The sequence below is a fragment of the Heyndrickxia vini genome, from assembly GCF_016772275.1.
GTDB classification, from domain to species: domain Bacteria; phylum Bacillota; class Bacilli; order Bacillales; family Bacillaceae_C; genus Heyndrickxia; species Heyndrickxia vini.
Window position 1 is genome coordinate 719,278 of the sequence record NZ_CP065425.1, and the last position, 26,270, is coordinate 745,547.

25 protein-coding genes are annotated in these 26,270 nt (G+C 37.9%); 23 read left to right on the forward strand and 2 right to left on the reverse strand.

Annotated features, from left to right (window positions below; translation table 11 throughout):
- The first annotated feature begins 60 nt into the window (after positions 1–60).
- From pfkB to lacD, 3 genes are read left to right on the forward strand one after another with little or no spacing between them, the layout of a single operon-like run.
- The gene (gene pfkB, locus I5776_RS03705) at positions 61–1,041 is read left to right on the forward strand and encodes a 1-phosphofructokinase (RefSeq protein WP_246483908.1); all 981 of its coding nucleotides are present in this window, start codon (positions 61–63) and stop codon (positions 1,039–1,041) included.
- The gene (locus tag I5776_RS03710) at positions 1,042–2,937 is read left to right on the forward strand and encodes a fructose-specific PTS transporter subunit EIIC (RefSeq protein WP_202779023.1); all 1,896 of its coding nucleotides are present in this window, start codon (positions 1,042–1,044) and stop codon (positions 2,935–2,937) included.
- Between the two features lie 14 nt (positions 2,938–2,951).
- Positions 2,952–3,923, forward strand: coding sequence for a tagatose-bisphosphate aldolase (gene lacD / locus I5776_RS03715; RefSeq protein WP_202779024.1), 972 nt, complete (start codon positions 2,952–2,954; stop codon positions 3,921–3,923).
- Positions 3,924–3,972: 49 nt separating this feature from the next.
- On the opposite strand, the gene I5776_RS03720 is transcribed toward lacD, so the two are convergent.
- Positions 3,973–4,830 carry a Cof-type HAD-IIB family hydrolase gene (locus I5776_RS03720; RefSeq protein WP_202779025.1) on the reverse strand — a complete coding sequence of 286 codons (858 nt, stop codon included), beginning with the start codon at positions 4,828–4,830 and terminating at the stop codon, positions 3,973–3,975.
- A gap of 144 nt (positions 4,831–4,974) precedes the next feature.
- Positions 4,975–5,583: a TetR/AcrR family transcriptional regulator gene (locus I5776_RS03725; protein ID WP_202779026.1), complete on the reverse strand. Its 609-nt coding sequence runs from the start codon at positions 5,581–5,583 to the stop codon at positions 4,975–4,977.
- Between the two features lie 230 nt (positions 5,584–5,813).
- On the opposite strand from I5776_RS03725, the gene I5776_RS03730 reads away from it, so the two are divergent.
- From I5776_RS03730 to I5776_RS03825, 20 genes are all read left to right on the forward strand, one after another.
- On the forward strand, positions 5,814–6,566 hold the full coding sequence (locus I5776_RS03730; protein WP_202779027.1) for an SDR family NAD(P)-dependent oxidoreductase: 753 nt from the start codon (positions 5,814–5,816) through the stop codon (positions 6,564–6,566).
- Positions 6,567–6,615: 49 nt separating this feature from the next.
- Positions 6,616–6,987 carry a nuclear transport factor 2 family protein gene (locus I5776_RS03735; protein WP_246483909.1) on the forward strand — a complete coding sequence of 124 codons (372 nt, stop codon included), beginning with the start codon at positions 6,616–6,618 and terminating at the stop codon, positions 6,985–6,987.
- A 329-nt stretch (positions 6,988–7,316) separates the two neighbouring features.
- Complete coding sequence (locus I5776_RS03740) at positions 7,317–8,039, forward strand: GntR family transcriptional regulator (RefSeq protein ID WP_202779028.1); 723 nt, start codon at positions 7,317–7,319, stop codon at positions 8,037–8,039.
- 130 nt (positions 8,040–8,169) lie between these two features.
- On the forward strand, positions 8,170–9,513 hold the full coding sequence (locus I5776_RS03745; protein WP_202779029.1) for a M20 family metallopeptidase: 1,344 nt from the start codon (positions 8,170–8,172) through the stop codon (positions 9,511–9,513).
- Positions 9,514–9,565: 52 nt separating this feature from the next.
- Positions 9,566–11,119 carry an ABC transporter substrate-binding protein gene (locus I5776_RS03750; protein WP_202779030.1) on the forward strand — a complete coding sequence of 518 codons (1,554 nt, stop codon included), beginning with the start codon at positions 9,566–9,568 and terminating at the stop codon, positions 11,117–11,119.
- Positions 11,120–11,192: 73 nt separating this feature from the next.
- Positions 11,193–12,110 (forward strand): ABC transporter permease, encoded by a 918-nt coding sequence (locus I5776_RS03755; protein ID WP_202779031.1) that lies wholly within the window; start codon positions 11,193–11,195, stop codon positions 12,108–12,110.
- 59 nt (positions 12,111–12,169) lie between these two features.
- Entirely contained in the window at positions 12,170–13,048 is an 879-nt protein-coding gene (locus I5776_RS03760; protein ID WP_202780670.1) for an ABC transporter permease, read from the forward strand.
- Positions 13,049–13,063: 15 nt separating this feature from the next.
- Positions 13,064–14,056: an ABC transporter ATP-binding protein gene (locus I5776_RS03765; RefSeq protein ID WP_202779032.1), complete on the forward strand. Its 993-nt coding sequence runs from the start codon at positions 13,064–13,066 to the stop codon at positions 14,054–14,056.
- Positions 14,053–15,075, forward strand: a complete 1,023-nt coding sequence (locus tag I5776_RS03770) for an ABC transporter ATP-binding protein (RefSeq protein ID WP_202779033.1) — start codon at positions 14,053–14,055, stop codon at positions 15,073–15,075. Before I5776_RS03765 ends, I5776_RS03770 begins: the two co-directional genes overlap by 4 nt.
- A 39-nt stretch (positions 15,076–15,114) precedes the next feature.
- Entirely contained in the window at positions 15,115–16,239 is a 1,125-nt protein-coding gene (locus tag I5776_RS03775) for an NAD(P)/FAD-dependent oxidoreductase (RefSeq protein ID WP_281397306.1), read from the forward strand.
- A 194-nt stretch (positions 16,240–16,433) separates the two neighbouring features.
- Complete coding sequence (locus I5776_RS03780; protein WP_246483910.1) at positions 16,434–17,513, forward strand: ABC transporter substrate-binding protein; 1,080 nt, start codon at positions 16,434–16,436, stop codon at positions 17,511–17,513.
- Between the two features lie 15 nt (positions 17,514–17,528).
- Entirely contained in the window at positions 17,529–18,596 is a 1,068-nt protein-coding gene (locus tag I5776_RS03785; RefSeq protein ID WP_202779035.1) for an ABC transporter ATP-binding protein, read from the forward strand.
- A 1-nt stretch (position 18,597) separates the two neighbouring features.
- Positions 18,598–19,524, forward strand: a complete 927-nt coding sequence (locus I5776_RS03790) for an ABC transporter permease (RefSeq protein ID WP_202779036.1) — start codon at positions 18,598–18,600, stop codon at positions 19,522–19,524.
- A complete protein-coding gene (locus I5776_RS03795; RefSeq protein WP_202779037.1) occupies positions 19,521–20,321 on the forward strand; it encodes an ABC transporter permease in 801 nt (266 codons plus the stop codon). Before I5776_RS03790 ends, I5776_RS03795 begins: the two co-directional genes overlap by 4 nt.
- A 15-nt stretch (positions 20,322–20,336) precedes the next feature.
- Positions 20,337–20,660 (forward strand): (2Fe-2S)-binding protein, encoded by a 324-nt coding sequence (locus I5776_RS03800; protein ID WP_202779038.1) that lies wholly within the window; start codon positions 20,337–20,339, stop codon positions 20,658–20,660.
- Positions 20,650–21,738 carry an NAD(P)/FAD-dependent oxidoreductase gene (locus tag I5776_RS03805; RefSeq protein WP_202779039.1) on the forward strand — a complete coding sequence of 363 codons (1,089 nt, stop codon included), beginning with the start codon at positions 20,650–20,652 and terminating at the stop codon, positions 21,736–21,738. The genes I5776_RS03800 and I5776_RS03805 overlap by 11 nt, the downstream gene beginning before the upstream one ends.
- A gap of 36 nt (positions 21,739–21,774) precedes the next feature.
- A complete protein-coding gene (locus tag I5776_RS03810) occupies positions 21,775–22,104 on the forward strand; it encodes a (2Fe-2S)-binding protein (RefSeq protein WP_202779040.1) in 330 nt (109 codons plus the stop codon).
- 1 nt (position 22,105) lies between these two features.
- Positions 22,106–23,179, forward strand: a complete 1,074-nt coding sequence (locus tag I5776_RS03815) for an NAD(P)/FAD-dependent oxidoreductase (RefSeq protein WP_202779041.1) — start codon at positions 22,106–22,108, stop codon at positions 23,177–23,179.
- Between the two features lie 15 nt (positions 23,180–23,194).
- Complete coding sequence (locus I5776_RS03820; protein ID WP_202779042.1) at positions 23,195–25,372, forward strand: malate synthase G; 2,178 nt, start codon at positions 23,195–23,197, stop codon at positions 25,370–25,372.
- 71 nt (positions 25,373–25,443) lie between these two features.
- Positions 25,444–26,214 carry a fumarylacetoacetate hydrolase family protein gene (locus I5776_RS03825; RefSeq protein ID WP_202779043.1) on the forward strand — a complete coding sequence of 257 codons (771 nt, stop codon included), beginning with the start codon at positions 25,444–25,446 and terminating at the stop codon, positions 26,212–26,214.
- Positions 26,215–26,270: the final 56 nt, after the last annotated feature.

A 26,270-nucleotide genomic window follows, 5' to 3' on the forward strand; every position in this document is an offset into this window, starting at 1 on the left:
CCATAAAGAAAAGTTTTACATTGAAAACGTTTAACTTTGTAAACATTTACATAACTTATTGTGCCACAATTAGAATATAAAGTGAAACAAAAGGTAGGAAGAAAGAAGGGGAACAACATGATTTATACATGTACGATGAACCCGGCTATTGATTTATTTACAGAGTTTGAGCAATTTTCACCCTTTGTTGTAAATCGCAGCAATTTTGAAGACTATCAGGCGAATGGTAAAGCTATTAATATTTCATTTATGTTAAAAAAGCTAAACATTGATAGTACTGCTACAGGATTTTTAGGCGGATTCACGGGCAAATATATAGAAGAAGAATTAGTCAGAAACTCAATTGATGTGAATTTCATCAAAGTGGATGGAATTACCAGAATCAATACATTTATCCGTTCTGGCGAATTAGAATATAAAGCGGTCAATAAAGGACCGGAAATTAATCGAAACGCACAGGAGGCATTGCTTCAATACATTAAAACTTTCACGAACGAGGATATGTTATTTGTCTCCGGAAGCTTGCCGAAGGGAGTAGAGGATGACATTTTCATGACCATCGCGAAATTATCTCAGGAGCAAGGCTTTTCTTTAGTGCTAGATATTAGTTCTGCGAAATTAATAGACTGCCTACCTTATCATCCATATTTAATAAAACCAAATGATGAGGAGCTAGCCCATCTTCTAGGTGTTCCAAATCTAGAATCAGAACAAGAACTTGTTAAGGCAGCACAACAGCTATTAGATAGAGGTGCAGAGAGAATATTGGTTTCCCGCGGTGAAAAAGGAGCTTTGTACGTTGATGAACAACATATTTTATGGACAACGGCTCCTAAAGGAAAAGTGGTGAATACCGCTTGTGCCGGTGACACGATGCTCGCTGTATTCGTTGGAAAGATGATACAAACAGGAAATTTAGAAGAAGCATTAATCTTTGCAACGGCAGCAGGATCATCTACAGCTTTTACAGCCGGGCTAAGTAATTTGGAAGACATTCCTTTATTAAGAAAGCAAATTCAACTAAAAAAGGGGGTTATATAAATGAAAACATACAGAATTATCGCTGCGACAGGTTGTCCAACTGGAATTGCCCACACCTACATGGCCCAGGAAGCACTAGAAGAGGCAGCGAAAAAAAGAGGCATCTCTATTAAAGTTGAGACACATGGTCAAGAAGGAATTAAGAATACTTTAACAGATCAAGAAATAGATGCAGCAGATGGTGTGATTATTGCCGCTGATAAAGATGTAAGTGCCGATCGTTTTATCGGAAAACCGGTTATCAATGTTTCTGTTAGCAAAGGTATTAAAGAACCAGATCAATTAATCGATGAAATTTTATCTGGAAATGTTCCTAAATATAAAGACGGTCAAGCAAAAACCCAACATCAGTCGGGGCAAAGCAATCAAAAGACATCTTTTTGGCATAGTCTTTACGTTTCGCTGATGAATGGTGTCTCCCATATGCTACCGCTCGTTGTTGCCGGTGGTGTAATGGTCGCAGTCTCCTTTATGTTTGGTATTCATTCAGCAGAACCGGATAGTCCCGAATACAATCAATTTGCCTATTATCTAAAAACCATAGGCGGCGTTTCTATGAATCTAATGGTACCCATTTTATGTGCCTATATTGCGGAATCAATTGCGAAAAGGCCGGGATTAATTATCGGGTTTATTGTCGGAATGATTGCCTACATGAATGGTACTGGATTTTTAGGTGGGATTATCGGAGGATTCCTAGCCGGGTATATCATGCTTGGGTTGGCACACCTGCTCAAAGGCTTGCCTAAACAGCTAGATGGATTAAAGGCAATTTTTCTTTTCCCTGTCTTAGGAATTTTCATTGCAGGATTTGCTATGTGGTTCCTTTCTGCTCCTATGGAGTCTATCAATAAAGGTATGATGTCATTTTTGGGTGGTTTTCAAAATTCAAGTCCTATCCTATTAGGGTTGATTGTTGGTTGTATGAGCGCATTTGATATGGGTGGACCTGTCAATAAAGCAGCATATGTTACTGGAACAGCATTATTAGCTCAAGGGAATTACTTCTTTATGGCGGGTGTATCAGCGGCGTGTATTGTTCCACCAATAGCTACCGGGTTTGCTGTTCTATTTGGCGGAAAAGCATACTCAGGAAGTGAACGCAGTGCTGGATATGTGAATTTCCTACTTGGTTCTACACATATTACAGAAGGTGCGATTCCATTTGCAGCGAAAAAGCCAATCAAGGTAATTCCAATTCTTATGCTTGGATCATCGATTGCAGCGATTTTAACCTACTTATTTAAAGTACAAGTGCCTGCACCACATGGAGGATTTATCGTATTACCAATTGTTACCCATGCAATTCTATGGGTGTTATCCATTTTAGTCGGTGCGATTATAAGTGGATTCCTCATGAGCTGGGATCAAAAACGAACAGTAGCGAAAGAGCAACAAACTAATCAAGAAAATCAAGAAAAGCAGTCATCAAGTGAACCGAAAAAATTAGATTCCGTCCTTGATATCAACAATATTTACTGTCATGTCGATGCGGCATCTCAGCAAGAAGTATTTCAAAAGTTGGCGGAAATTTCTAAAGAGAAGAATATAAGCAGTGATGAATCGAAAGTAATCGAAGGATTTATGGCAAGAGAAAAATTAAGTACGACAGGTATGGAGCAAGGAATCGCTATTCCTCACACAGAGCTGGATAGTATTCGCAAGGCTAGTATTGTGATTTTGAAATTAAATCAAGGTGTTGAATGGAAAGCACTTGACGGTAAACCAACAAATATCGTAATTGCCATGTTTATTCCTAAAGGAAAAGGGAATGACCACTTACGTTATTTATCGGAAGTATCAAAACTATTAATCCATCAAGAATTTATTGATCAATTACAGGAAGCAACTAGTTCCAAGGAAATCTATCAAATGTTTCTGAAAAATATTCACTAAGGGGAGATCCAACAATGAGAGCAATTAGCGAGAATAAGAGAAAAGCATTATTAAATTTAACAAATGAACAAGGCATTATTAGTGCCCTTGCTATCGACCAACGTGGTGCTTTGAAAAAAATGATGGGCGAAAATGGAACACAAGAAGCGATTGAGGAATTTAAAATGCTTGTATCTGAAATTTTAACACCTTATGCATCTTCCATTCTATTAGATCCGGAGTACGGACTACCAGCTGCTAGTAAAAGGAATGCAAATGCAGGATTATTGATTGCCTATGAAAAAACAGGATATGATGCGACAAAACCTGGCAGATTCCCGGATCTTTTACCGATATGGTCTGCCCGTCGGATAAAAGAAGCAGGAGCAGACGCTGTAAAATTTTTGCTTTATTATGATATCGACGAGCCTGCAGAAATTAATGATCAAAAACATGCATTTGTCGAAAGACTTGGTTCAGAGTGTGTGGCAGAAGATATCCCGTTCTTCTTAGAACTCGTATCCTATGACAGTAAGATTGAGGATGTAAAAAGCAAAGCATATGCAAAAGTGAAACCACATAAGGTAAATGATATGATGGTTGAATTCTCCAAGCCTCAATACCATGTCGACGTATTAAAAGTGGAAGTTCCTGTGAATATGGACTATGTAGAAGGATATGGCACTGAGGCGGTGTATACAAAGGAAGAAGCGTTGGGATACTTTAAAGCGCAAAGTGAATCAACGGATATTCCATTTATCTTCCTAAGTGCAGGGGTAAGTGCAGAAATGTTCCAAGAAACTCTGCGCTTTGCCCATGAAGCAGGCTCTAATTTTAATGGCGTCCTTTGCGGCCGTGCAACCTGGAAGGATGGGGTAAAAGTGTATACAGATTATGGTGCAGACAAAGCGAAAGAATGGATGCAAACACATGGAAAAGCAAATATTGAAGCATTAAATCAAGTCATTCAACAAACTGCATCCTCATGCTTTGAAAAAATAAAGTAAAGTTCATTTGTAATCGATTGAAAAAGGCAATGGAATCCATTGCCTTTTTTTAAGCTTCTATTACATAGTTCCGTAACGCGTAGGCTACTCCATCCTCGTTAAAATTCTTTGTCGTATATGTACTATTTCTTTTGGCTTCTTCTACTGCATTTCCCATTGCCACACTGATTCCTGCAACTTTAAACATGGAAAGATCATTTAAATTATCTCCGATTGCAACAGTTTCTTTTAATGGGATATTTAAAAAATTCGCCATATAGGTTAAAGCATTCCCCTTACTAACCTCAGCATGTGCAATTTCAAGCTTCGTCTTCCCTGAAGATGTTAACGAAATATCTTGACGGGAACTTAAACGATTTTCAAGATTTAGCAGCTTTTCTCTATCAAAGGACAACACAAAAATTTTATAAACATCTAATTCTGCCACATTGATATCTTTGTAATCATTTATATAATGTAATCCATGCTGATTGAATTGAATATCCCTTTCCTTCTCCGCCCATTCCGATAAGAAACTCGCATCTTTTTCGGTTAAAAAGCGTATCTCCCCGTCCAGCTGTTCCTTCCCATTTTTAAGAAGGTGAATCCCTTGATTCGTATATAATTCAAAATAAAAACCTTCGGATTCTAACAGGGGAATAAGCTCCTGTATAACATCCTCAGGTATAATTAGTTTGTGAATAAGCTCTTTGCCATGATAGGCAATCGCTCCATTACCGGTAATAACAGGGCAGTCAATTCCAGCATTCTGAAGGATGGCTTGTGTATCGTGAAGCGATCTTCCGGAACAAATCGTAATGATATCCCCTTGTCTTTGCACATCATGAATGGCTTCTGTATTTCCTGAACTAATATCTCCATTTTCCGATAAAAGTGTTCCGTCCAAATCAATCGCTATTAATTTCATTACTAAATCCTCCTTACCTTAAGCTTCTTTCATGAAACGAGAAATCATATAACGTTTCATTCTTTTTTCTTTATCATAGCATAAAGTGGAAATCCTAGGTGTGCCTATCTTACAGCTTAAACTCCCGATCGACTCTTAAATGGTTTATTGAAAAAAAGGATCATCAATATATGGCCCCTTTATGGCTAAACGCATGAGAAGTGTCGCCATATGCTTTGGTGTGTAGGGCATGTCATTCTCGAGCCACCATGTGACAACACCGAGAAAAGCTGAAGCTATGTACCTTATGGCGATTTCCCTTGGAACTGTAAGCTTATGATCGTCCGGTTGCATTTGGGCCATACCTTTCGTTATAAATTCGATGAATACATCCATCATTCTTGAAGTGAAATGAGGCATGTTTTTTTCAGTTAAAAACACTTTGTATAATTTACTATTCGACGATATTTGTTCAAAAATGTGGACAAAGGTATCATGTGGTTGATCGCTTTGAAAGTCAATTTCGTCTCTATTTCCAAGTGAATCGTTTATTCTTTTAATCAAATCATTTAAGATTTCTTCTGAGCTTTGACTTAAAAGATCGAGTTTATCACGGTAATGAAGATAGAAGGTGGCTCGATTTAATGTGGCTCGTTCTGTAATATCTTGAACTTTGATCTTTTCATAGCCTCTTTCATGAATTAATTCGACAAGTGCATCTCTTAACAATTGCTGCGTTCTTAAAACTCGCGGATCAAGTTTCTTTTTCGACATTTTCCTTCTCCTTGTATTATATTTACTGAATTATCAACAAAATATAAATAACTGTTGATAAAGCATCGAATTTGAATATTGTGTTGTTTGTTATTATTTTTAATACTGTTATAATTATTAACGACAGATGTCGATTAAGCAACTGGTTGTTTAAATATTAGACTGTGTTTATCTAACACGGTCGAATGTTTATGAGATCTTATATTTTAGCAATTAGGAGGTTAATGATGATGGGACGTTTAAATGGAAAAGTGGCAATTATTACGGGTGCTGCATCAGGTCAAGGTGCTGTAGAGGCAAAATTATTTGCTAAAGAAGGCGCAAAAGTGGTTGCAACTGATATTAATGAGCAAGCATTACAAAACGTTATTTCAGATATTGAAGCAGCGGGTGGTGAAGCCATTGCGATTAAACATAATGTTGTTAATGAAGAAGAATGGGCGAATGTCATCACTAAAGCGGTTGAAGCATTTGGGAAAATAGATGTACTTGTAAACAATGCAGGTATTGCACCATCAACACCTCTTGAACAAACCTCACTTGATGATTGGCACAAAGCGATGGACATTAATATGACAAGTGTATTTTTAGGGACAAAATTAGTCGTTCCAGCAATGCGTAAAGCAGGCGGCGGATCGATCATTAATATTTCATCAATGGCTGGGTTAGTAGGTACAGGTGCAGCGAACGCATATCCTGCATCAAAAGGGGCAGTTCGTATCTTTACAAAAGCATCTGCCGTTGAATTTTCAAAAGAAAATATTCGTGTAAACTCTGTACATCCTGGTGTTATTGAAACTCCAATGACGAAAGATGTTCTTGCCAATGAAGAATGGAGTGCAGGACTTAAAGCGGCGACACTTATTCCTCGTTGGGGTAAATCAGAGGATGTTGCATACGGTGTTCTATATCTAGCTTCCGATGAATCCTCTTTTGTTACAGGCTCAGAGCTTGTTATTGATGGTGGATATACCGCCCATTAATGGATACACTATCGATAGGTTTATTGGAAAAAAGAAGGAGGGATGAGCAGTGGATAACACAGCTATGAAAAAATCATTACAAGAATATGTAGACGCATTCAACGCAAAAGATGTAGATCGACTTATCTCTTTATTTGCGGATGATGCGAAAGTAGAGGACCCTGTTGGGAAACCAGCTAAAGTAGGACGCCAAGAAATTGAATCTTTCTATCGTGAAAGTATGCCGGGAAGTACGCTCGAACTGTTGGCACCACCTCGTGGTTCACACAGTAACGCAGCAACAATTACTTTTGCGGTTCACTCTCAAATGGGGGAACATTCTATCCGTATCGAAGTAACTGATGTTATGACCTTTGATTCCAATGGTAAAATTGCCACAATGCATGCATATTGGGGTCCAGATGATGTGCAACAACTATAGTAACAAAAAACTATTTCTTGTGGGAAATTTACGTGACTCTCTTAGTTCCCTAAGATTAAGATAACACACAATGGTAGCGAGCATGAAGGAGAAGTTTAAATCGACTTCTCCTTTTTGTTTTTCAATTACTAATTCCACACCACATTACCCCGTTAACGTAAAATACAAATATTAAATATTTAAAATTAACTAAAAATTTATTGAATTTCTATTTTATTATTGCTATACTTTAAAAAATATAAAATCTTCTAGGCGTTTAAGTTAAATAAAGGTAAACTTAAATTGTGGAATTAAAAGATATAATATTATAACAATTTAAGGAGAATCACATGAAAGTAAACAAAAACTTACCAACACCTTTATATCATCAAGTAAAGGATTACTTGGAAGAAAAAATTATTTTAGGAGAATGGGATCCTGGGTATCAATTACCTACAGAAAAGGAACTCTCAGCTCATTTTCAAGTAAGTACTATCACAGTTAAAAGAGCCATACATGATTTAGTCAACAAAGGAATTCTATATCGTCAAAGAGGAAAAGGAACATTTGTAAGCAGGAAGGAGGATAAAGATATATATCAACTCGTTTCACTCCGAAATGAAGCTGAGGAAGATAAACACCACCCACATAAGTCATTATCCTTTCAGGAAGAAGAAGCCGGTGTGAAAATTGGGAAGATGCTTGGAATAAATGCGAAAGATAAAGTTTATAAAATTCACAGGTTAAAGATCGAAGAAGAGACCCCAGTTGGGATTGAGTATACCTACATTCCGTACTCCTTATTTCCAGGTCTCACGGAAACGATGATAGAAGACGATCTTTTCTATAATGTTTTCACAAATAAATATGGAATGAATTTAGGAAAAGCAAAAATCTTTTTCTCTACCATAATTGCAGATGAGTACGAAGCAAACCTATTAAAGATACCTAAAGGTGAGCAGCTATTTGTATTAGAGAGGTTTACGTATACTGAGGAACAGCAAATCATCGAATATTCAAGATTTATTATTAGACAAGAAAAATCAAGGTATTTTATTGAAATTAGACTTTAGTGTTATAAGGTCTAATTTATGTTCATAAAATATAAAGTTATAATATTATATTTTTATATTTTTATTATGTTTTATCGGTTCTTATCAAGAAATAATATAAAATAATCAAAATTTAAAGGGGTGAAGTGCAGTGGACAAAGTATTTCAGTATATTGACGACCATGCTGATATGTATATTGAATGGTTAATCGAAGCGTGTAATCAACCAAGCGTTTCCGCCCAAAACCGTGGAATGGTCGAAATGAAAGAACTTGTAAAAACTTTTCTAAAAAGTATCGATGTTGAAGTTGAAGAACTAACAACAGATGGGTATCCGATTATTTATGGAGAATTAGGAAAGGATCATGATAGAACACTTACATTCTATAATCATTATGATGTTCAACCTGAAGATCCGATTGATCAATGGCTGAGTGATCCATTTGAAGCAAGCATTAGAGAAGGGAAAATTTTTGCAAGGGGGGTTGCGGATAATAAAGGAAATTTGATTGCTCGAATTTGTGCTATTCATGCTTATCAACAAGTATATGGAAAATTGCCTATCAATCTCAAATTTATCTTTGAAGGAGAGGAAGAGGTAGGAAGTCCGCACTTGGAATTTTTTGCGAATGAACATCCAGATAAACTCCAAACAGATGGAATCATTTGGGAAGGCGGTTCAAGAGAAGTTGAAAGCAAACGCCCACATGTAGGACTAGGTGTGAAAGGGATTTGTTATGTTGAGCTCATTTGTAAGGGAGCCAATATGGATTTACATTCTTCAGAAGCAGCGATTATTGAGAACCCGGCTTGGAGGCTCATTTGGGCATTAAGTACATTGAAGAATGAACAAGAAGAAATATTAATGGAAGGATTTTATGACGATATCCTTCCATTAAGTGAGCTAGACAAAAAGTTCATTGAGTCGATGATTTATGATGAAGTAGCTACGAAGAACTTATACGGGATAGACAGCTTTTTGAAAAATGTATCAGGAGATATATTAAAGGAAAGGTTGACCGCTGAGCCGACATGTACAATATGTGGGATTGAATCAGGCTATATCGGTGAAGGGTCAAAAACGGTTTTGCCGTCAATTGCAAAAGTAAAATTAGATTTTCGTTTAGTTCCTAATCAATCACCCGAGAAAATTGCCCAATTGCTAAGAAATCATTTAGATAAACACGGATACTCTGATATTGAAATTATCCAAGGTCATGGATTACATCCTTTTAATACTAATCCAAAGGATCCTTTTGTCCAAACCGTCCTTGAAAGTGTTCAAGAAGTGTATGAAGAACCACCTGTTATTTTGCGCAATCTAGCAGGATCTAGTCCGATGTATAAAATGTTAAAAAATACAGATATTCCTGCAGTTCAAATCGGTGTGGCTAATCTCCAATCTAATTACCATGCACCGAATGAAAATATCTTCATTGAAGACTATATTCAAGGGATTAAAGCTACAGCTGCGGTGATTAAGAACTTCAAATAAGTACGTAAAAAATATTCTGTAATTTTAAAATATTTAAATTTGGGGGATGGGTATGAAAAAATCTTTTAGATTGATTTTTGTCGCTTGTATTATTCTCGTCTTTATGGTTTCTGGATGCAGTAGTAATTCTTCAACCGGTGCAAAGAACAGTGGAGAAGGAGGAAAAGACAAAACAACATTAGTGTTGGCCCAAAGTGCCGACATAACTACGTTGGATCCGCAAAATTCATTAAGTACAACAGGTGATCGTGTATTTAGGAACATGTTTAGCCGATTATTCAATAGGGACGACAAAATGGAAATTCAGCCGGAACTTGTTGATTCTTACAAAAATACAGATGACGTCACATGGAAGTTTAAGTTAAAGGAAGGAGTAAAATTCCATAATGATGATCCTTTAACTGCAGAGGATGTCAAATATAGTCTTGAACGAGTGATGAAAGATCAGACATTAAAGGAATTTCCGTATTTTACACAGCTTTCAAAGATAAATGTCGTTGATGACTTGAATTTTGAAATCATAACGGATGGACCTATGCCTACATTATTAAGACTTCTAGCAAAAAGTGGTGCAGATATCATGCCAAAGAAATATATCGACAAAGTAGGAATGGATGAATTCTTAAAGAAACCAGTCGGATCAGGTCCCTATAAATTTGTTAAATGGGATCGAGATGACCGTGTTGTTTTAGAAAGTTTCAAAGATTATTTTGCTGGGGCGCCGAAATGGAAGGAAGTTATTGTCAGAGCCATTCCTGAGAGCTCTACCCGTGTTGGTGAATTATTAACGGGTGGTGTAGACATTGCAACAGATATTCCACCAAATGAATGGGACCGTGTGAATGGTGAAAAGGGTGTATCACTTATAAATGGAGATACGACTCGTGTCATGCTTTTAGTCGTCAGAACAACAAAAGGATTTGCTACATCAGATCCAAAAGTTAGGGAAGCTATTGATTTAGCTATAAATGAAAAGGCTATCGTTGATTCTGTATTAAAAGGTACAGGCGTACCTGTTCGAACACGTGTACCCGAAGGTGTGGTCGGTTCCAATCCCGATTTATATAACACATATGAATATGATCTTGAAAAAGCCAAAAAGTTATTGGCGGAAGCTGGGTATAAAGATGGTTTAGAGATTACATTAACAGCTCCAAAAGGCAGATACCCTCTTGATGGAGAAGTAGCTCAACTCGTTGCAAGTATGTTAGGTGAGGCAGGCATTAAAGTTAATCTAAAATTATTAGAGTCTAGTGCTTATTTAGATGAGTATAATTCGAACTCCAATAAAGAATTGTTGATGATTGGCTTAGCAGATGGATTGCTAGATGCTTCTTATTCATTGGTTCACTATACAAAAGATCGTGCAGCGGGACAAACCGATTATTACAATCCCGAAGTAGAGAAACTTTATCATGATGCTGGAAGAAATTTAAATGAAGAGGAACGAATCAAACAGTATCAAAAGATTCAATCCATTGTTGCTGAGGAGAGACCACATATTTTCTTATTCCAACAAAATGCGAACTATGGGGTTTCAGATCGAGTTGCATTCAATTCTAGGCTTGATGAGGTAATTAACTTTTCCGATATTTCTTTGAAGTAATTTATTTGTTGAGATGAAAATGAACGGGACTAGGAAAGAAAAACTAGTCCCGTTTACGAAAGGAGATCTTGAATTGAAGAAGTATCTGGTGAAGAGATTACTACAAATTATCCCGGTTCTATTTATTATTACATTTGTTGTTTTCGTATTAGTTTATCTAGCTGGTGACCCGGTTGCTTTAATGTTGCCAGAAGATGCTTCAGAAGCGGACCGAGAAGCGTTAAGAACAGCGCTTGGACTTAATGAACCATTTTTATATCAATATTTTCATTTTATTGGGGATTTATTTCGGGGGAATTTTGGAACATCCTTCCGCTATCATCAAGAAGCGTTGCCATTAGTATTAGAAAGGCTTCCCGCTACTTTTGAGTTAGCAGTGGCTTCTATGCTAATTGCCATAATTATTGCTATTCCAATGGGGATTTTTTCAGCAAAAAAAAGAAATAGCTTTGTTGATTTATTCATTACTGGGGGCTCTGTTTTGGGAAAAGCAATGCCAAGTTTTTGGCTTGGAATTATGCTAATTCTAATGCTAGCCGTGAACTATCAAATATTCCCGGTTTCCGGAAGGGGAACATGGGCACATTTAATTTTGCCGGCTATCACTCTAGGAACTGGTGTAGCGGCCGAAATGACGAGGCTAGTTCGTTCAAGTATGTTAGACATTTTAAATCAGGATTATATTCGGACGGCTAAGAGTAAAGGGGTAAGTGATACACTTGTTGTTTATAAACATGCCTTTCGAAATTCACTGATTCCGGTTGTAACGATTACTTCTTTACAAGTAACGCATTTAGTAAGTGGTGCATTAATTACCGAAACCGTTTTTTCTTGGCCGGGACTAGGGCAATTATTAGTTCAAGCCGTAAATGGTCGGGATATGGCGGTTGTACAAGCGGCTGTTTTTGTTATTGCTATTCTAGTTATTTTGATCAACCTCATAACGGACCTCATTTATCGTTTACTTGATCCAAGAATTAATTATTCATAGGAGGTGAGAAAGTGGAAGTAAATGTAAATCAGGATGCAGTCGTTGATGTAAATAAACCGATCACAAAAACAAAACATAACCGTCTTTTCCGTTTAATAAAATTATTACTCCGAAGTAAGACGGGCACAACGGGGTTCTTCATTGTCTTTGCTGTTGTCTTTGTTGCTATTTTTGCGAATATTTTAGCTCCACATAACCCTGCTGCAAATAATTTAGGAGATATGCTTAAGCCGCCTGCATGGTTGGACGGAGGATCTACGACTTATCTGCTTGGGACAGATAATTTAGGGAGAGACATTTTAAGTAGAATTATATATGGGACTCGAGTGTCATTGTTAGTAGGAACCTTTTCCGTTATTTTAGCAGGTGTCATCGGCATCTTAGTTGGAATTTTGGCAGGATATTATGGTGGAGTAATCGATAATATCTTAATGAGAATTGTGGATTCCTTCCTTGCGATACCAAGTATTCTATTTATTTTAGTAGTTTTAGCTGTATTTGAACCAAGCATTATGGTACTTATTGTTGTCATCGGTTTTACCAACTGGGTTACATATGCAAGGGTTGTAAGGGGAGAGGTACTAAGCATTAAGGAGCGGGAGTTTGTAAGGGCTTCAAAGTCTATTGGGACAAAAAATACAACGATTATGTTAAGGCATATCTTTCCTAATATTATCTCCTCTTTTATTGTTATATCAACTTTAAGTGTTGCTACGACAATCATTTTGGAAGCATCCTTAAGTTTTCTTGGGTTAGGGATACAGCCCCCAACTGTTTCGTGGGGAGGAATGTTGACGGATGGCAGGAATTATTTAGCTACGAACTGGTGGCTAGCCACTTTCCCCGGGATTGCCATAACGATTACGGTTCTTGGAATTATCTTTTTAGGTGATTGGCTTCGTGATGTACTAGATCCACGAACACAAGGAAGAAAATAGGAAGGGGATAACAACATGGTCAAAGCTCAGACTCTTTTAGAAGTGAAGGATTTACAAACACATTTCTTTACAGAAAGTGGGACGGTTGCTTCCGTAAATGGTGTGTCTTTTTCAGTTGGAAAAGGAGAAACGGTCGGTATTGTCGGTGAATCAGGTTGCGGAAAAAGTGTAACATCACTATCACTTCTACAATTAGTTAGTGAACCTGGAAAAATTGTTGGTGGGGAAATACTGTTTAATGGAGAAAATTTATTGAAGTGCTCAAAGCGGAAAATGCAACAAATAAGAGGAAATAAAATTTCAATGATTTTTCAAGAGCCATTAACCTCCTTAAATCCAGTGTTTACCGTCGGAAGTCAAATTTCAGAAGCGATTAGACTCCATCAAAATGTAGATAAGTCAGAAGCGAAAAAGAAAGCAATTGAAATGTTAAAAAAGGTAGGAATACCGCGAGCGGAAAAACACTTTTATTCATTTCCTCATCTGCTTAGCGGAGGTATGAGGCAAAGGGTCATGATCGCTATGGCATTATCTTGCAATCCACAATTGTTAATAGCGGACGAACCGACAACTGCCCTCGATGTTACCATCCAAGCGCAAATATTAAAGCTAATGAAAAAACTGAGCGAAGAATATGGAACATCCATTATTATGATTACTCACGATCTAGGTGTAGTTGCCGAAATGGTGGATCGAGTGATTGTTATGTATGCCGGTCAAATTGTTGAGCAGGATAATGTTTTTAACATTTTTAAAAATCCAAAGCATCCTTATACAAAGGGATTACTTAATAGTACGCCAAAAATACACCAATTAAAGGATCAATTAGAATCGATTGAAGGAAATGTACCAATACCTTCCGAAATGCCAACTGGATGTAAATTCCATCCGCGATGTCCATTCGCAATGGATATCTGTAGAAATCAAGAGCCTTCTTTAGTTCAAAAAGGAGATGGGGCTGAAGTGAGATGTTGGCTTCATAGAGAAGAAGAGGTGATTAATCTATGACCGTTGCCACCAACGATAATCTAAAAAAGGAGAATGAAACACTATTAGTAATTGAAGGGTTAAAAAAATATTTTCCTATTTCTTCAGGTTTTTTTGGGAAAACAAAGCAGTATATAAAAGCTGTGGATGGAATTAATTTAATTGTGAAGAAAGGAGAAACACTAGGAATAGTTGGCGAATCAGGATGTGGAAAATCTACAACTGGAAATACGATTTTGCGATTGATTGAACCTACAGATGGAAAAATCATTTTCGAAGGGTCTGATATTACTAAACTATCAGAACGTGGAATGCAAAAAATTAGAAAGGATATCCAAATGGTTTTTCAAGATCCATTTTCCTCCCTAAATCCTAGAATGAGAGTATTCGACATTATCGCAGAACCACTTCGTACTCATAAAGTAACAAAAGGGAAGGAATTAGAGCAAGCAGTTTATGAATTAATGGAAACCGTTGGGTTAGACCGATCATTCTCTAGTCGATACCCCCATGAATTTAGTGGTGGCCAAAGGCAAAGAATTGGAATTGCTCGAGCTTTAGCTTTAAAACCAAAGTTAATTATTTGTGATGAACCAGTCTCGGCTTTAGATGTTTCTATTCAAGCACAAATATTAAATTTATTAATGGATTTACAAAAGAAATTTAATTTAACATATATATTTATTGCACATGGAATCCCTGCAGTAAAATACATTAGTGATCGAATCGCTGTCATGTATATGGGGGAAGTCGTAGAGCTTTCTTCAAAGGAAGGACTTTTTAAGCATACCCTCCATCCATATACGAGCGGTTTAATCGCTTCAGTACCAATACCTGATCCGACTCTAAGAGATCGTAAGGAACAATACTTTTTAGAAGAGGATCTACCTGAACAAACAAATTTATCAACCGGCTGCAGTTTCTATCCTAGATGTCCATTTGGTACGGAAAAATGTATAGTTGAAAAACCCGAATTAAGACAAATTAAGGATGAACATTTTGTAGCTTGTCATCACCCACTACAAAATATTGTATCCTGATTGAGCGGAGATGGAATTAAAAATGAGAAGGGCTGTGAAATAATGAAAATAATTGTTATAGGTTCTGGAATTGTTGGGGCTAGTACGGCTTACCATTTGGCTAGAAAGGGAGCTGAAGTAATTATTATTGATAAACAACATGAAGGCCAGGCTACAGCGGCTGGTGCTGGTATTGTGTGTCCATGGATATCTAGGGTCGATGATCAAGACTTTTATACACTGGCTAAAGGTGGAGCTTGCTATTATCCTTCTCTCGTTTCCCAACTAGAGGAAGATGGGGAGTGTAATCTAGGATATGGGTTAGTTGGTGCGTTAGCTGTTAGCGAAGATGAGGATGAATTGAACATAATCGAACAAAAGGTTAGAGCTCGCCGGAAGGAAAATCCCGAAGTAGGTGAAGTTAGACGCCTGTCAGCTGAAGAAGCTCGCCAACTATTTCCTCCTTTAAGAGAAGATTTGCAAGCTGTTCATGTCACAGGAGCCGCAAGAGTGGATGGTCGATTACTAAGAGATGCTCTTATACGAGGAGCAAAGAAACATGGTGCACATTCCTATACTGGTATCGCCAAGCTCGAGCTTAAAAATGAGAAAGTAATTGGTGCTTATGTAAATGATGAATTAATTTCGGCGGACGCTGTGGTTATCACTGCAGGTGCGTGGGCGCCAGAGCTACTTTCTCCACATGGAATCGATATTCCGGTTGAACCTCAACGCGGGCAAATTGTCCATTTACAACTTCCGGATCAGGATACCTCAAAATGGCCGGTTATCCTCCCGCAAAGTAGCCATTATCTTGTTTCGTTTGATGATTCAAGGGTTGTCGTTGGAGCAACACGAGAAACTGGTTCCGGTTTTGATTATCGTGTAACCGCAGCGGGTTTAAAGGAGGTTCTTCACGAAGCACTTCATGTGGCACCGGGCCTTTCAGAGGGCACTTTGCAGGAAGTACGAATCGGATTTAGACCAGCTGGGCAGGATATATTACCATACTTAGGACCAATTCCTGCTTTAAAAGGAATAGTCATTGCCAACGGGCTAGGTGCTTCGGGATTAACAATGGGCCCATATGTTGGATCACTTGCTGCAAATCTAGCAATGGGTGAAGATATGGAAATTGATATTACAGCTTACAATCCCCTTAGAAATCGTTTGAATGTTAACTAAAGAAATCAACTATCTAGAACAAATAAAAATAGCATATCTCTTTACCTCGATAGAATATAATATTATAACTTTATAATTTACTAGATTGTTAAAAAATTTGTGACAGAGATCAGAGAAAGGGGTGTGATATTGGACTGTATGCATGTGGGCAAGCTTGTTTTTATCTATCACAAAATGAACAAGGGGGAACTAAATTGAAAAAACAATTTTTTGTATTATTCATTTGCCTTTTCCTTATCATCATGTCGGCCTGTGGAAATAAAACAGGAAATCAAGCGAATAAAGGTAACGGCGGTAGTGACAAAACGTTAGTGTTAGCTGCATATGGTGGAAGCTATGAGAAAAAAATTAAGGAGGCAGTTATTCCGAAATTTGAAAAGAAGTATGGTGTCAAGGTCAAGTATATAACAGGAAGTTCTGTCGACACATTATCAAAGCTTCAAGCACAAAAGGCTCACCCACAGATTGATGTTGCTTTTTTAGATGATGGTCCACAGGCACAAGCAAAAGCGTTTGGACTATTAGCACCGTTTGATGAAAAAGTGGTTACGAATTTGGGGAATTTATATGATATTGCAAAAGATGAAGATAACATCGGTGTTGGCTTTGGAATTATTTCAACAGGACTAGCTTATAACAAAGAAACATTTCAGAAAAATGGGTGGGAACCATTGAAATCCTGGAATGATTTAGCAGACCCAAAATTTAAAGGGAATCTAGTTTTACCATCGATTGCAAATACTTATGGTGTTCATTTGCTGATTATGGCTGCAAATGCTAATGGGGGAAGTGAAGAAAATATTGAGCCAGGCTTTGAAGCTTTGAAGAAAATCGCAAAGAATGCAGTCACTTTTGATAAAACAGCTGACGTATCGAACTACTTTTTACAGGGACAAATCGTGGCAAGTGCATGGGGAAGCAGCCGGGTTTATACATTACAGGATACAGGATTCCCAATAGAATATGTTGTACCTGATGAAGGTGCAATCGCATTGATGTCTACGATAAGTGTGGTGAAAAATGCCCCAAATAATGATTTAGCTCAAAAATTTGTGAATTTCGTATTAAGTGAAGAAGTGCAAAAAGATTTTGCTGAAGAATTGTTTGATGGTCCGGTTAATAAAAATGTGAAATTAGAGGGAGATATTACGAAGAAATTTCCATATGGTCAGGCCGAAATTGATAAATTGATTAAAGTAAATTGGAAGCTTGTAAATGAAAAGCGTGCAGAATGGACAGAGAGAGCAAATAAAGAAATTGAAATCTCGCAATAATGAAGAGGTGATAGAATGAGTTATTTAAGTCTGCGGAATATTGCCAAAAAATTCAATCAAGTTGAAGTTGTTAAGCGTTTAAGTTTAGATATTCAGCAAGGTGAACTCATTTCATTTTTAGGTCCATCTGGATGCGGGAAAACAACAACCCTTAACATGATTGCCGGCTTTTTGGATGTTGATGAAGGAAGAGTTATGGTGGACGGATCTCCCGTTCACTTGCTTCCGCCAAATAAAAGAGAGATGGGTATGGTTTTTCAAAATTATGCCTTATTTCCTCACATGACAGTGTTCGATAATGTTGCCTATGGATTAAAGCTGCGTAAGGTTCCAAATATTGAAATCAAGACACGAGTAGCAGAGGCATTAGAAATGGTTCGGCTGTCCGGTTATGAGCACCGATACCCAAAGGAATTATCAGGTGGTCAGCAGCAACGTGTTTCATTGGCAAGGGCATTGGTCATTAAACCAAAGGTGCTACTTCTAGATGAACCATTAAGTAATCTTGATGCAAAACTTCGCCAAGAAATGAGAGAAGAAATTGTTACAATTCAAAAACAGGTGAAAATTACGACCATTTTTGTTACACATGACCAAGAAGAGGCACTTGCTATATCCGATCGCATTGCTGTAATGAATGGGGGATGTATTGAACAAGTAGATGATCCTGCCACCATTTATAATCAGCCAAAAACAGACTTCGTATCAAAATTTATTGGTGAAGTAAATCAGGTACAAGGGAAAGTTATTGAAACCTTTGAAAACAATTTATGCAAAATCAACTTTTATGGTAATGAACAGCTTGTGTCCGTTCAAACTTCCGGAAAAAAGGAAATGAACTTCTTTATTCGACCAGAAAAGGTCAAAATATCACAGGATGAAGAGGGTAAAGGCTTTCAAACTCGGGTAGAAAGAAAATTATTTCATGGTTCCAAAACAAGATACATTTTAAATGTTAAAGAAAAAAAGCTCATTGCAGATATATCAAATACGGAGTTAAATCCTAATCATATTGAAGAAGGAAAGAATGTTCATACCTATTGGGAACCAGAGGATTTATTACCTTCAAAAGAGGTGAGTTAACTTGACGCAAGGAGATATTGTAACGAATCAGGAACAATCATTGTTACTGCAACAAAAAAGGAAAAGAAATGTTAGAAAAAAAATAGATGTTTGGTTGCTACTACTACCGACATTACTTATCTTTATCTTTTTCTTTTTACTTCCATTAGTTTTCCTCTTTGTTACTAGCTTCAAAACTTTTGATGCTAATAGTGGAATTGGAAGTGAATGGACAATTCAAAATTATGTAAAGTTCCTATCTGATTCCTTTTATTTGAGCGTTTTATGGCGGACGGTGAAAATTGCCCTGTTAACGACATTGATCACAATCATCATTTCCTATCCGGTAGCCTACCAAATCTCAAAAGCGAAGGGAAGAATGAAAAACTATTTAACTCTCATTGTTTTATCGCCATTATTAATTAGTATGGTGATTCGTTCGTATGGTTGGGTGATTATTCTTTCGAATAAAGGGGTTATTAATAATACGCTGATGGACCTAGGTATTATTAATCAACCACTTACATTACTTTATACAGAATTCAGCGTTATTTTAGGTATGATCCATGTTTTGTTTCCCTACATGGTGTTAACGATCATGGGATCTCTTGAAAGAATCGATCCGTCCGTCATTCGGGCATCGCAAAACCTTGGTGCAAGTACTTTGAGAACCTTCTTTTCAGTAATGTTACCGTTAACATTACCGGGAATATTTGCCGGGTCAGTAATGGTATTTAGCTTAAGTGTAAGCTCCTTTGTTACGCCAGCAATTCTTGGAGGACCACAGGTAAAAGTGATGTCTTATTTAACATATGAACAAACGGCTGTGATGTTGAATTGGCCATACGGTTCAGCGATTGGTTTCCTTCTCATCTTTTTAGCGATTATCACAATCGTCATCTATAGTAGAATACTAGCTTATTCTGAAAAAGGAGTCGCCATCCAATGAGAAAAAGACTTCCAAAACTTACGTTAAACACATTCTGTATAATCGTATATATTTTTTTACTGGCGCCGATTGTGGTAGTTTTACTTTCATCTTTAACTAAAACAGAATACATTGCATTTCCTCCAAAGGGATTGACATTACGATGGTACACTGAATTAATTAATCATCCGGAATTTATGCAATCGTTAATTCTTAGTATTGTTGTTGCTCTTGGAACAGCTATAATTTCAACAATTATCGGTACACTTGCATCACTTGCGGTTGTCAGAAATCAATTCAAAGGAAAAGAAGCAATTGTACAGTTGATTGGCTCACCACTGTTAATTCCTTCAGTCGTATTTGGAGTCGCACTCCTTCAATTTTATTCATGGATTGGCCTTGCAGCGAGTCCGCTTGCTCTGATTATTGGACATATCATTCTAACGGTACCATTCGTGCTACGTCTAGTCGTTGCCAATTTAGTTGACTTTGATCGTTCCATTGAAAGGGCAGCGATGAATCTAGGGGCGAGTTCCTGGAAAGTATTTTTTCACATTACCTTACCGATTATCAAATCCGGAGTCATTGCAGGCTGTATCTTTGCCTTTATTACCTCATTTGATGATCTGACTGTGGCATTGTTTATCGTTAGTACAGATGTTGTAACGTTGCCGGTTAGAATCTATACGTATATGCAGTACCAATACGATCCTATAATTACTTCTATTTCAAGCATTATGATTTTATTTACTATTATTTTAATGATTGTCATCGAAAGAGTACTAGGTGTTGGCAAAGTATTTGCATCCAAAAACTAACAAGTAGGTGTTATCATGCATATCAAAAACCATCCAATATTGGGAGAGCGTTTACATGATCCCGTTACGATTTATTTTAATGGAAAGCCGCTACAAGCCTATAAACAACAAACAATAGCCGCTGCATTAATAGCGAATGGTGTCAAAAAGTTCGGGGAAAGCCGAAAACTGATGCAGGCTAGAGGCTTATTCTGTTCTCGTGGTCGTTGCTGCAGCTGCTATATGACGGTGAATGGGGAGGACCATGTTAAAACATGTATGAAAATGGTTGAGGATGAGATGGTAGTAATTCCGAATATCGGTGATCCAGATGTGAGGGGGGATAGTCATGGAAACTGATGTGCTCATCATCGGTGCGGGTCCCGCTGGACTAGCTGCTGCATTTGAGGCTGGATCGAGAGGGCTGGATGTTGTGATGATTGATGAATCAAGCCGGCTTGGAGGACAACTTTCTCAACAAACGCAAATGGTGTCAATGCTGCCATCCCAATATCCGCCAATGAAAGGCTTTGAATTAGCCAAGTTATTAATCAATCAATTACATGATTTTCCCGTGAAAATTTTATTAAATCATCCATTTATCGGATTGTATCAAGACGGAAGTATTGGTGTCTCCGATGGGAAAAATGTTTTTCCAATATCAGCAAAAAAGGTGATTGTGACAACAGGTGCAGCTGAACGGGCTATTCCATTTTTAAAATGGACGATGCCAGGAGTTATGACGATTGGTGCCGCTCAAACTTTAGTCAATCGGGATTTTGTCGTCCCAGGGAAAAAAGCGGTCATTTTCGGTTCAAGTGATTTTGCGCTTGATGTAGCGATTCAACTGAAACAAGTTGGCGTAGAAATTGAAGGAATCATTGAAGAATCAACTAAATTAACAGCTCAAAATATGGATAAAATAAATTTGATCAAACAAGCGAGTATCCCCATCTACCTTAATTCTTTTATTAAGGAAGTGGGGGGAAATGGTCAGGTTGAAGAGGTTTATGTACAACAGGATCAAGAAGTAAAAACGTTCCATGCTGATCTTGTTTGTGTAGATGGAGGTAGAAAACCGATTACAGAGGTCTTCTATCAATTGGATTGTTCCTTTAGTTATCAAGAAAAGCTTGGGGGATGGATCCCTCAATATAATGAACGCCTTCAATCCAGTCAGGAAGGGGTTTACCTAGGTGGGAATGCTGCAGGGATATCCTTTCACGGTTCCATCCTATTAACAGGAATAATCGCTGGTATCAGTGTGTGTGAGGATCTTGGCGTGTTGGAGGCTGACGAGGCGAATAGCTTAAGAGATTCATTATTTAAAGAGATAAAAATAATAGAGTCCAAACAAGATGATCATTTATGGTTAGAAAGAATGACACACATTGAAAATTTCCTCCATCCTAAACTGAAGAATCAATTTATTTCTTAGAGCAAACCAATCTGGAGAGGATGAAAGGAGAATTATATGGATAAGGATACCATTATTTGTCGCTGCGAGGAATTAAGCTTTGAGGAAATTGAAGAAGTGATTTGCCTTGGTGCGGAATCTTTTGATGATATTAAACGAATCACTAGATGTGGGATGGGGCCATGTCAAGCAAAGATTTGTGCTGATCTTGTATCAAAAATGATCCATGAACAAACAGGGAAAATTTATGAGGAGATTCCAATGCCCCGAATGAGAATGCCCGTATCTCCTATTTCAATCGAAACATTGTCCACAAACAGTCAACATTTTTCCACAGTGAAATCTGTTTTGGATGAAGTTGAACTCGAAGATGGGAAGGTGAGATAAAATGAATACGTCCTATGAAACGATTATCATTGGAGGTGGAGTCATTGGAAATAGTATTGCCTACCATCTTTCTGAACGATATAGGGAGGGTGTCCTCGTTATTGACAAAAAATATCCCCTTTCCGGTACTTCGGGATCCACCCAAGCTTGGGTTTGGGTACATAATAAAACGCCATCGTCCTATGCTGAATTTAGTATGTATAGTGCTGAACTATATCCCTATTTATCAAGAAAAATAGGTGATGTGGAATATAAAAGAACAGGTGGACTCTCCCCATTTTTTAATGAAAAGGATCGAGATAAGGCCAAGCGATTGGCGGAATCGTATCGTGAAATTGGCATTAAAATAAAGGTTTTATCACGGGAAGAAGTGATTGAAAAGGAACCTTCGATTAATCCAAATGTTGCTGGGGCAACTTTTAGCAAAATCGATGGAAATGTGAATCCCTTCAGACTTGCCGATATGTATATGAGAGCGGCTAAGAAAAATGGTATCGAGTATTCGTATTATAATGAAGTAATCGATATTCAAAAGAAAAACGATCAATTTATCGTTTTTTCCAAAAATGGCGAGTATACTTGTAAAAACGTCATCCTAGCTGGGGGCACTTGGTCTCGGGAATTGGGAAAAATGGTAGGTGTTCATATTCCGGTAAATCAGGTAAGAGGGCAAATTCTTGTAACAGAACCACTAAAGCCGTTTATCAATTATACGATTAGCGGAATGAGACAGGCGAATAATGGGGAAGTGTTAATTGGCTATTCCATGGAGGAGGCTGGTTTTAATCGTTCTACAACTTTAGACGTTATGCAGGAAACGGCAAATATGGCCATGTATTATATTCCTGATCTTGGTAAGGCAAAGGTTGTCCGAGCTTTTTCAGGTATTCGAGCTGTCCCGGAAGATGGGCTCCCGATTATTGGGAAAGTTCCCTCTGTCGAAAATCTTTATGTCGCAACGATGCATAGTGGGATCACGCTTTCCCCTTTAGTAGGGACATTAATGACAGAATTATTAGTCGACGGAGATACATCCTTATCGATTGCCCCATATTCGATTGAAAGATTTAAATAAGGAGGAAAAGAGACGATGAATGATATTGTAAAAGTAGGAAATTTACAAGTGGCACAAGTACTCTATGAATTTATTAATGCAGAAGCCCTTCCCGGAAGTAAGGTCGATCGGGAGCAATTTTGGTCAGGATTAGAAACGCTCATAGAAGATTTAACTCCGAAAAATAAGGAATTATTGGCTCAACGTGATGATTTACAGAACAGAATCAATTCATGGCACCGTGAAAATAAAGAGTTTGATTTTAATAGATATCAATCATTTTTGGAGGAAATTGATTACTTAGAGCAGGAGGTTGAGGATTTTAACATAGCGACGGAAAATGTGGATGATGAAGTGGCGATTCAAGCTGGACCACAGCTTGTTGTACCAGTTGATAATGCACGCTATGCGCTGAATGCCGCGAATGCACGCTGGGGAAGTCTCTATGACGCACTTTACGGGACGGATGCGATAAGTGAGGAAGCGGGAGCTCAGCAGGAAGGAAGCTATAATCCCGTTCGAGGGGAGAAGGTCATTCAATTTGGTAGAGAATTTCTTGATCAAGCTGTCCCATTAAAAGAAGCCTCCCATCGTAATGCGGTCAAATATTCAATTGTTGAAGGGAAATTATCTGTTTTACTTAGTAATGGACAAACGACTCGTCTTCAAGATGAATCTAAATGTATTGGCTACCAAGGAACAGCAGAAGAGCCATCCGCTGTTTTATTGAAGAATAATAGACTTCATCTAGAAATCCAAATCGACCGCAACCATCCGATTGGTCAGACAGATGAAGGGGGTATTAAAGACATCCTTTTGGAATCAGCATTAACAACGATTATGGATTGTGAAGATTCAGTCGCTGCAGTAGATGCCGAGGACAAGGTGCTTGTATATCGTAATTGGCTAGGATTAATGAAAGGTGATTTAAGTGCAACTTTTAAAAAAGGGAGCAAAACAATCACCAGAGCGCTCAATCCTGATCGAGTGTACACAGCCGTTACCGGTGAGGAAATCCATTTAAAGGGTCGTTCACTCATGTTTGTTCGAAATGTAGGACATTTAATGACTAGTAACATGATTGTAGACCAGGACGGTAAGGAAGTTCCTGAAGGAATTTTAGATGCCGTGTTTACGAGTTTACTAGCCAAACATTCTCTGCTTGGAAATGGGAACTATCAAAACTCTTCAAAGGATTCGGTCTACATCGTAAAACCTAAAATGCATGGATCACAGGAAGTGGCATTTAGTAATGAACTTTTTAATCGAGTGGAGGACCTTCTTAATCTTAAACGAAACACGTTAAAAATTGGTGTGATGGATGAAGAACGTCGTACGTCAGTAAACTTGAAAGCTTGCATTCGCCAAGTAAAGGATCGAATTGTCTTCATTAATACTGGGTTCCTGGACCGTACAGGAGACGAAATTCACACGTCAATGGAAATCGGACCAATGATTCGTAAAAATAACATGAAATCATCGAAATGGCTGCAGGCCTATGAGAAATCGAATGTAATGGTTGGTTTAGAGACTGGACTCAAAGGTCGCGCACAAATCGGCAAAGGAATGTGGGCAATGCCAGATTTAATGGCTGACATGTTAAAGCAAAAAATTGGTCATGTAGAAGCTGGGGCAAATACGGCTTGGGTTCCTTCACCAACAGCCGCCACCTTGCACGTACTTCACTATCATCAAGTAGATGTGACAAAGGTACAGGGAGAACTGGAAAAAGAGGACGGCAATTTCCTACGTGATATTCTCACCATTCCTGCAGCCGATCAGATCAATTGGAGTCCGGAAGAGATTCAACAGGAATTGGACAACAACGCACAAGGGATTCTTGGTTATGTTGTGCGCTGGGTGGAACAAGGAATTGGTTGTTCAAAAGTACCGGATATTAATAATGTGGGGTTAATGGAAGACAGGGCCACCCTGCGAATTTCAAGTCAACATATCGCAAATTGGCTTCATCATAGAATATGTACAAAGGATCAAGTTCTAGAAACATTACAGCGAATGGCAAAAGTTGTGGATGAGCAGAATGCGAAAGATGCTAATTACCATCCTATGGCGGAGGATTACGCCAACTCTATTGCCTTTCAAGCTGCCTGTGACCTTGTTTTCGAAGGCTATGATCAACCAAATGGATATACCGAACCAATTTTACATCGTCGCCGTTTAGAAGCGAAGGCGAAGTTTGCGGTTAGGCAATAATAGCAATCGGGGGCATTCTACATAAAGGATGCCCTTATTTCAAGACTAATCGATAGAAAGGAGTATGTACATTGAAGTTTATTAGATTTCAAGTTGATTCTACAGTTTATACGGGTGTGATGACAGAAGGAGCCGTTAAAGAAATAAAAGGAAATATATTTGGGGAGTGGGAATTTACGGATAAGGAATTCTCAGAAAATGAAGTGAAATTATTGGCCCCATTAGTGCCCAATCAAATCATTGGAATCGGGGCAAATTATGTTTCAAAAGTGGATGATTTACCTAGTGAACTTCCAGACATTCCTGTATTCTTCTTTAAACCTACAACATCTGTTATCGGAACGGGAGAAAGCATTGTCATTCCAAAGGGAATTGACCAAGTGAAATTTGAATCTGAATTAGCGATTGTTATTGGGAAGGAAGCAAAAAATATACATGAAACAGAAGTGCTTGATTATGTATTTGGATATACGGTTGCCAACGATGTAACAGCTCCACAATATTTTCACGGTGATGGCCATTGGACAATTGGTAAATCATTTGATACATTCACACCTTTAGGACCGGTTATTGAAACAGAGCTCGACCCATTTCAAGTTCGCGTTGAGGCAAGAGTAAATGATATTGAAAAGCAAAATAGTGCAACCGAATTAATGATTATTCCGATTCGCAAAATGATTTCCTATCTATCAACTGTCATGACCCTTAAACCAGGTGACGTAATCTTAACAGGAAGCCCTGTCGGTGCGGAGTTTACGGGAGAAGGAGATGTGATTGAATGTGAAATTAAAGAGATTGGTAGACTCCGGAATGGGTTTGTTACAGCAAAAGTATTGACATGAATTTTTTTCAATAAAGGAACATGTGTCTCTAAGTAAATGGGACAGTGAATCAGGTC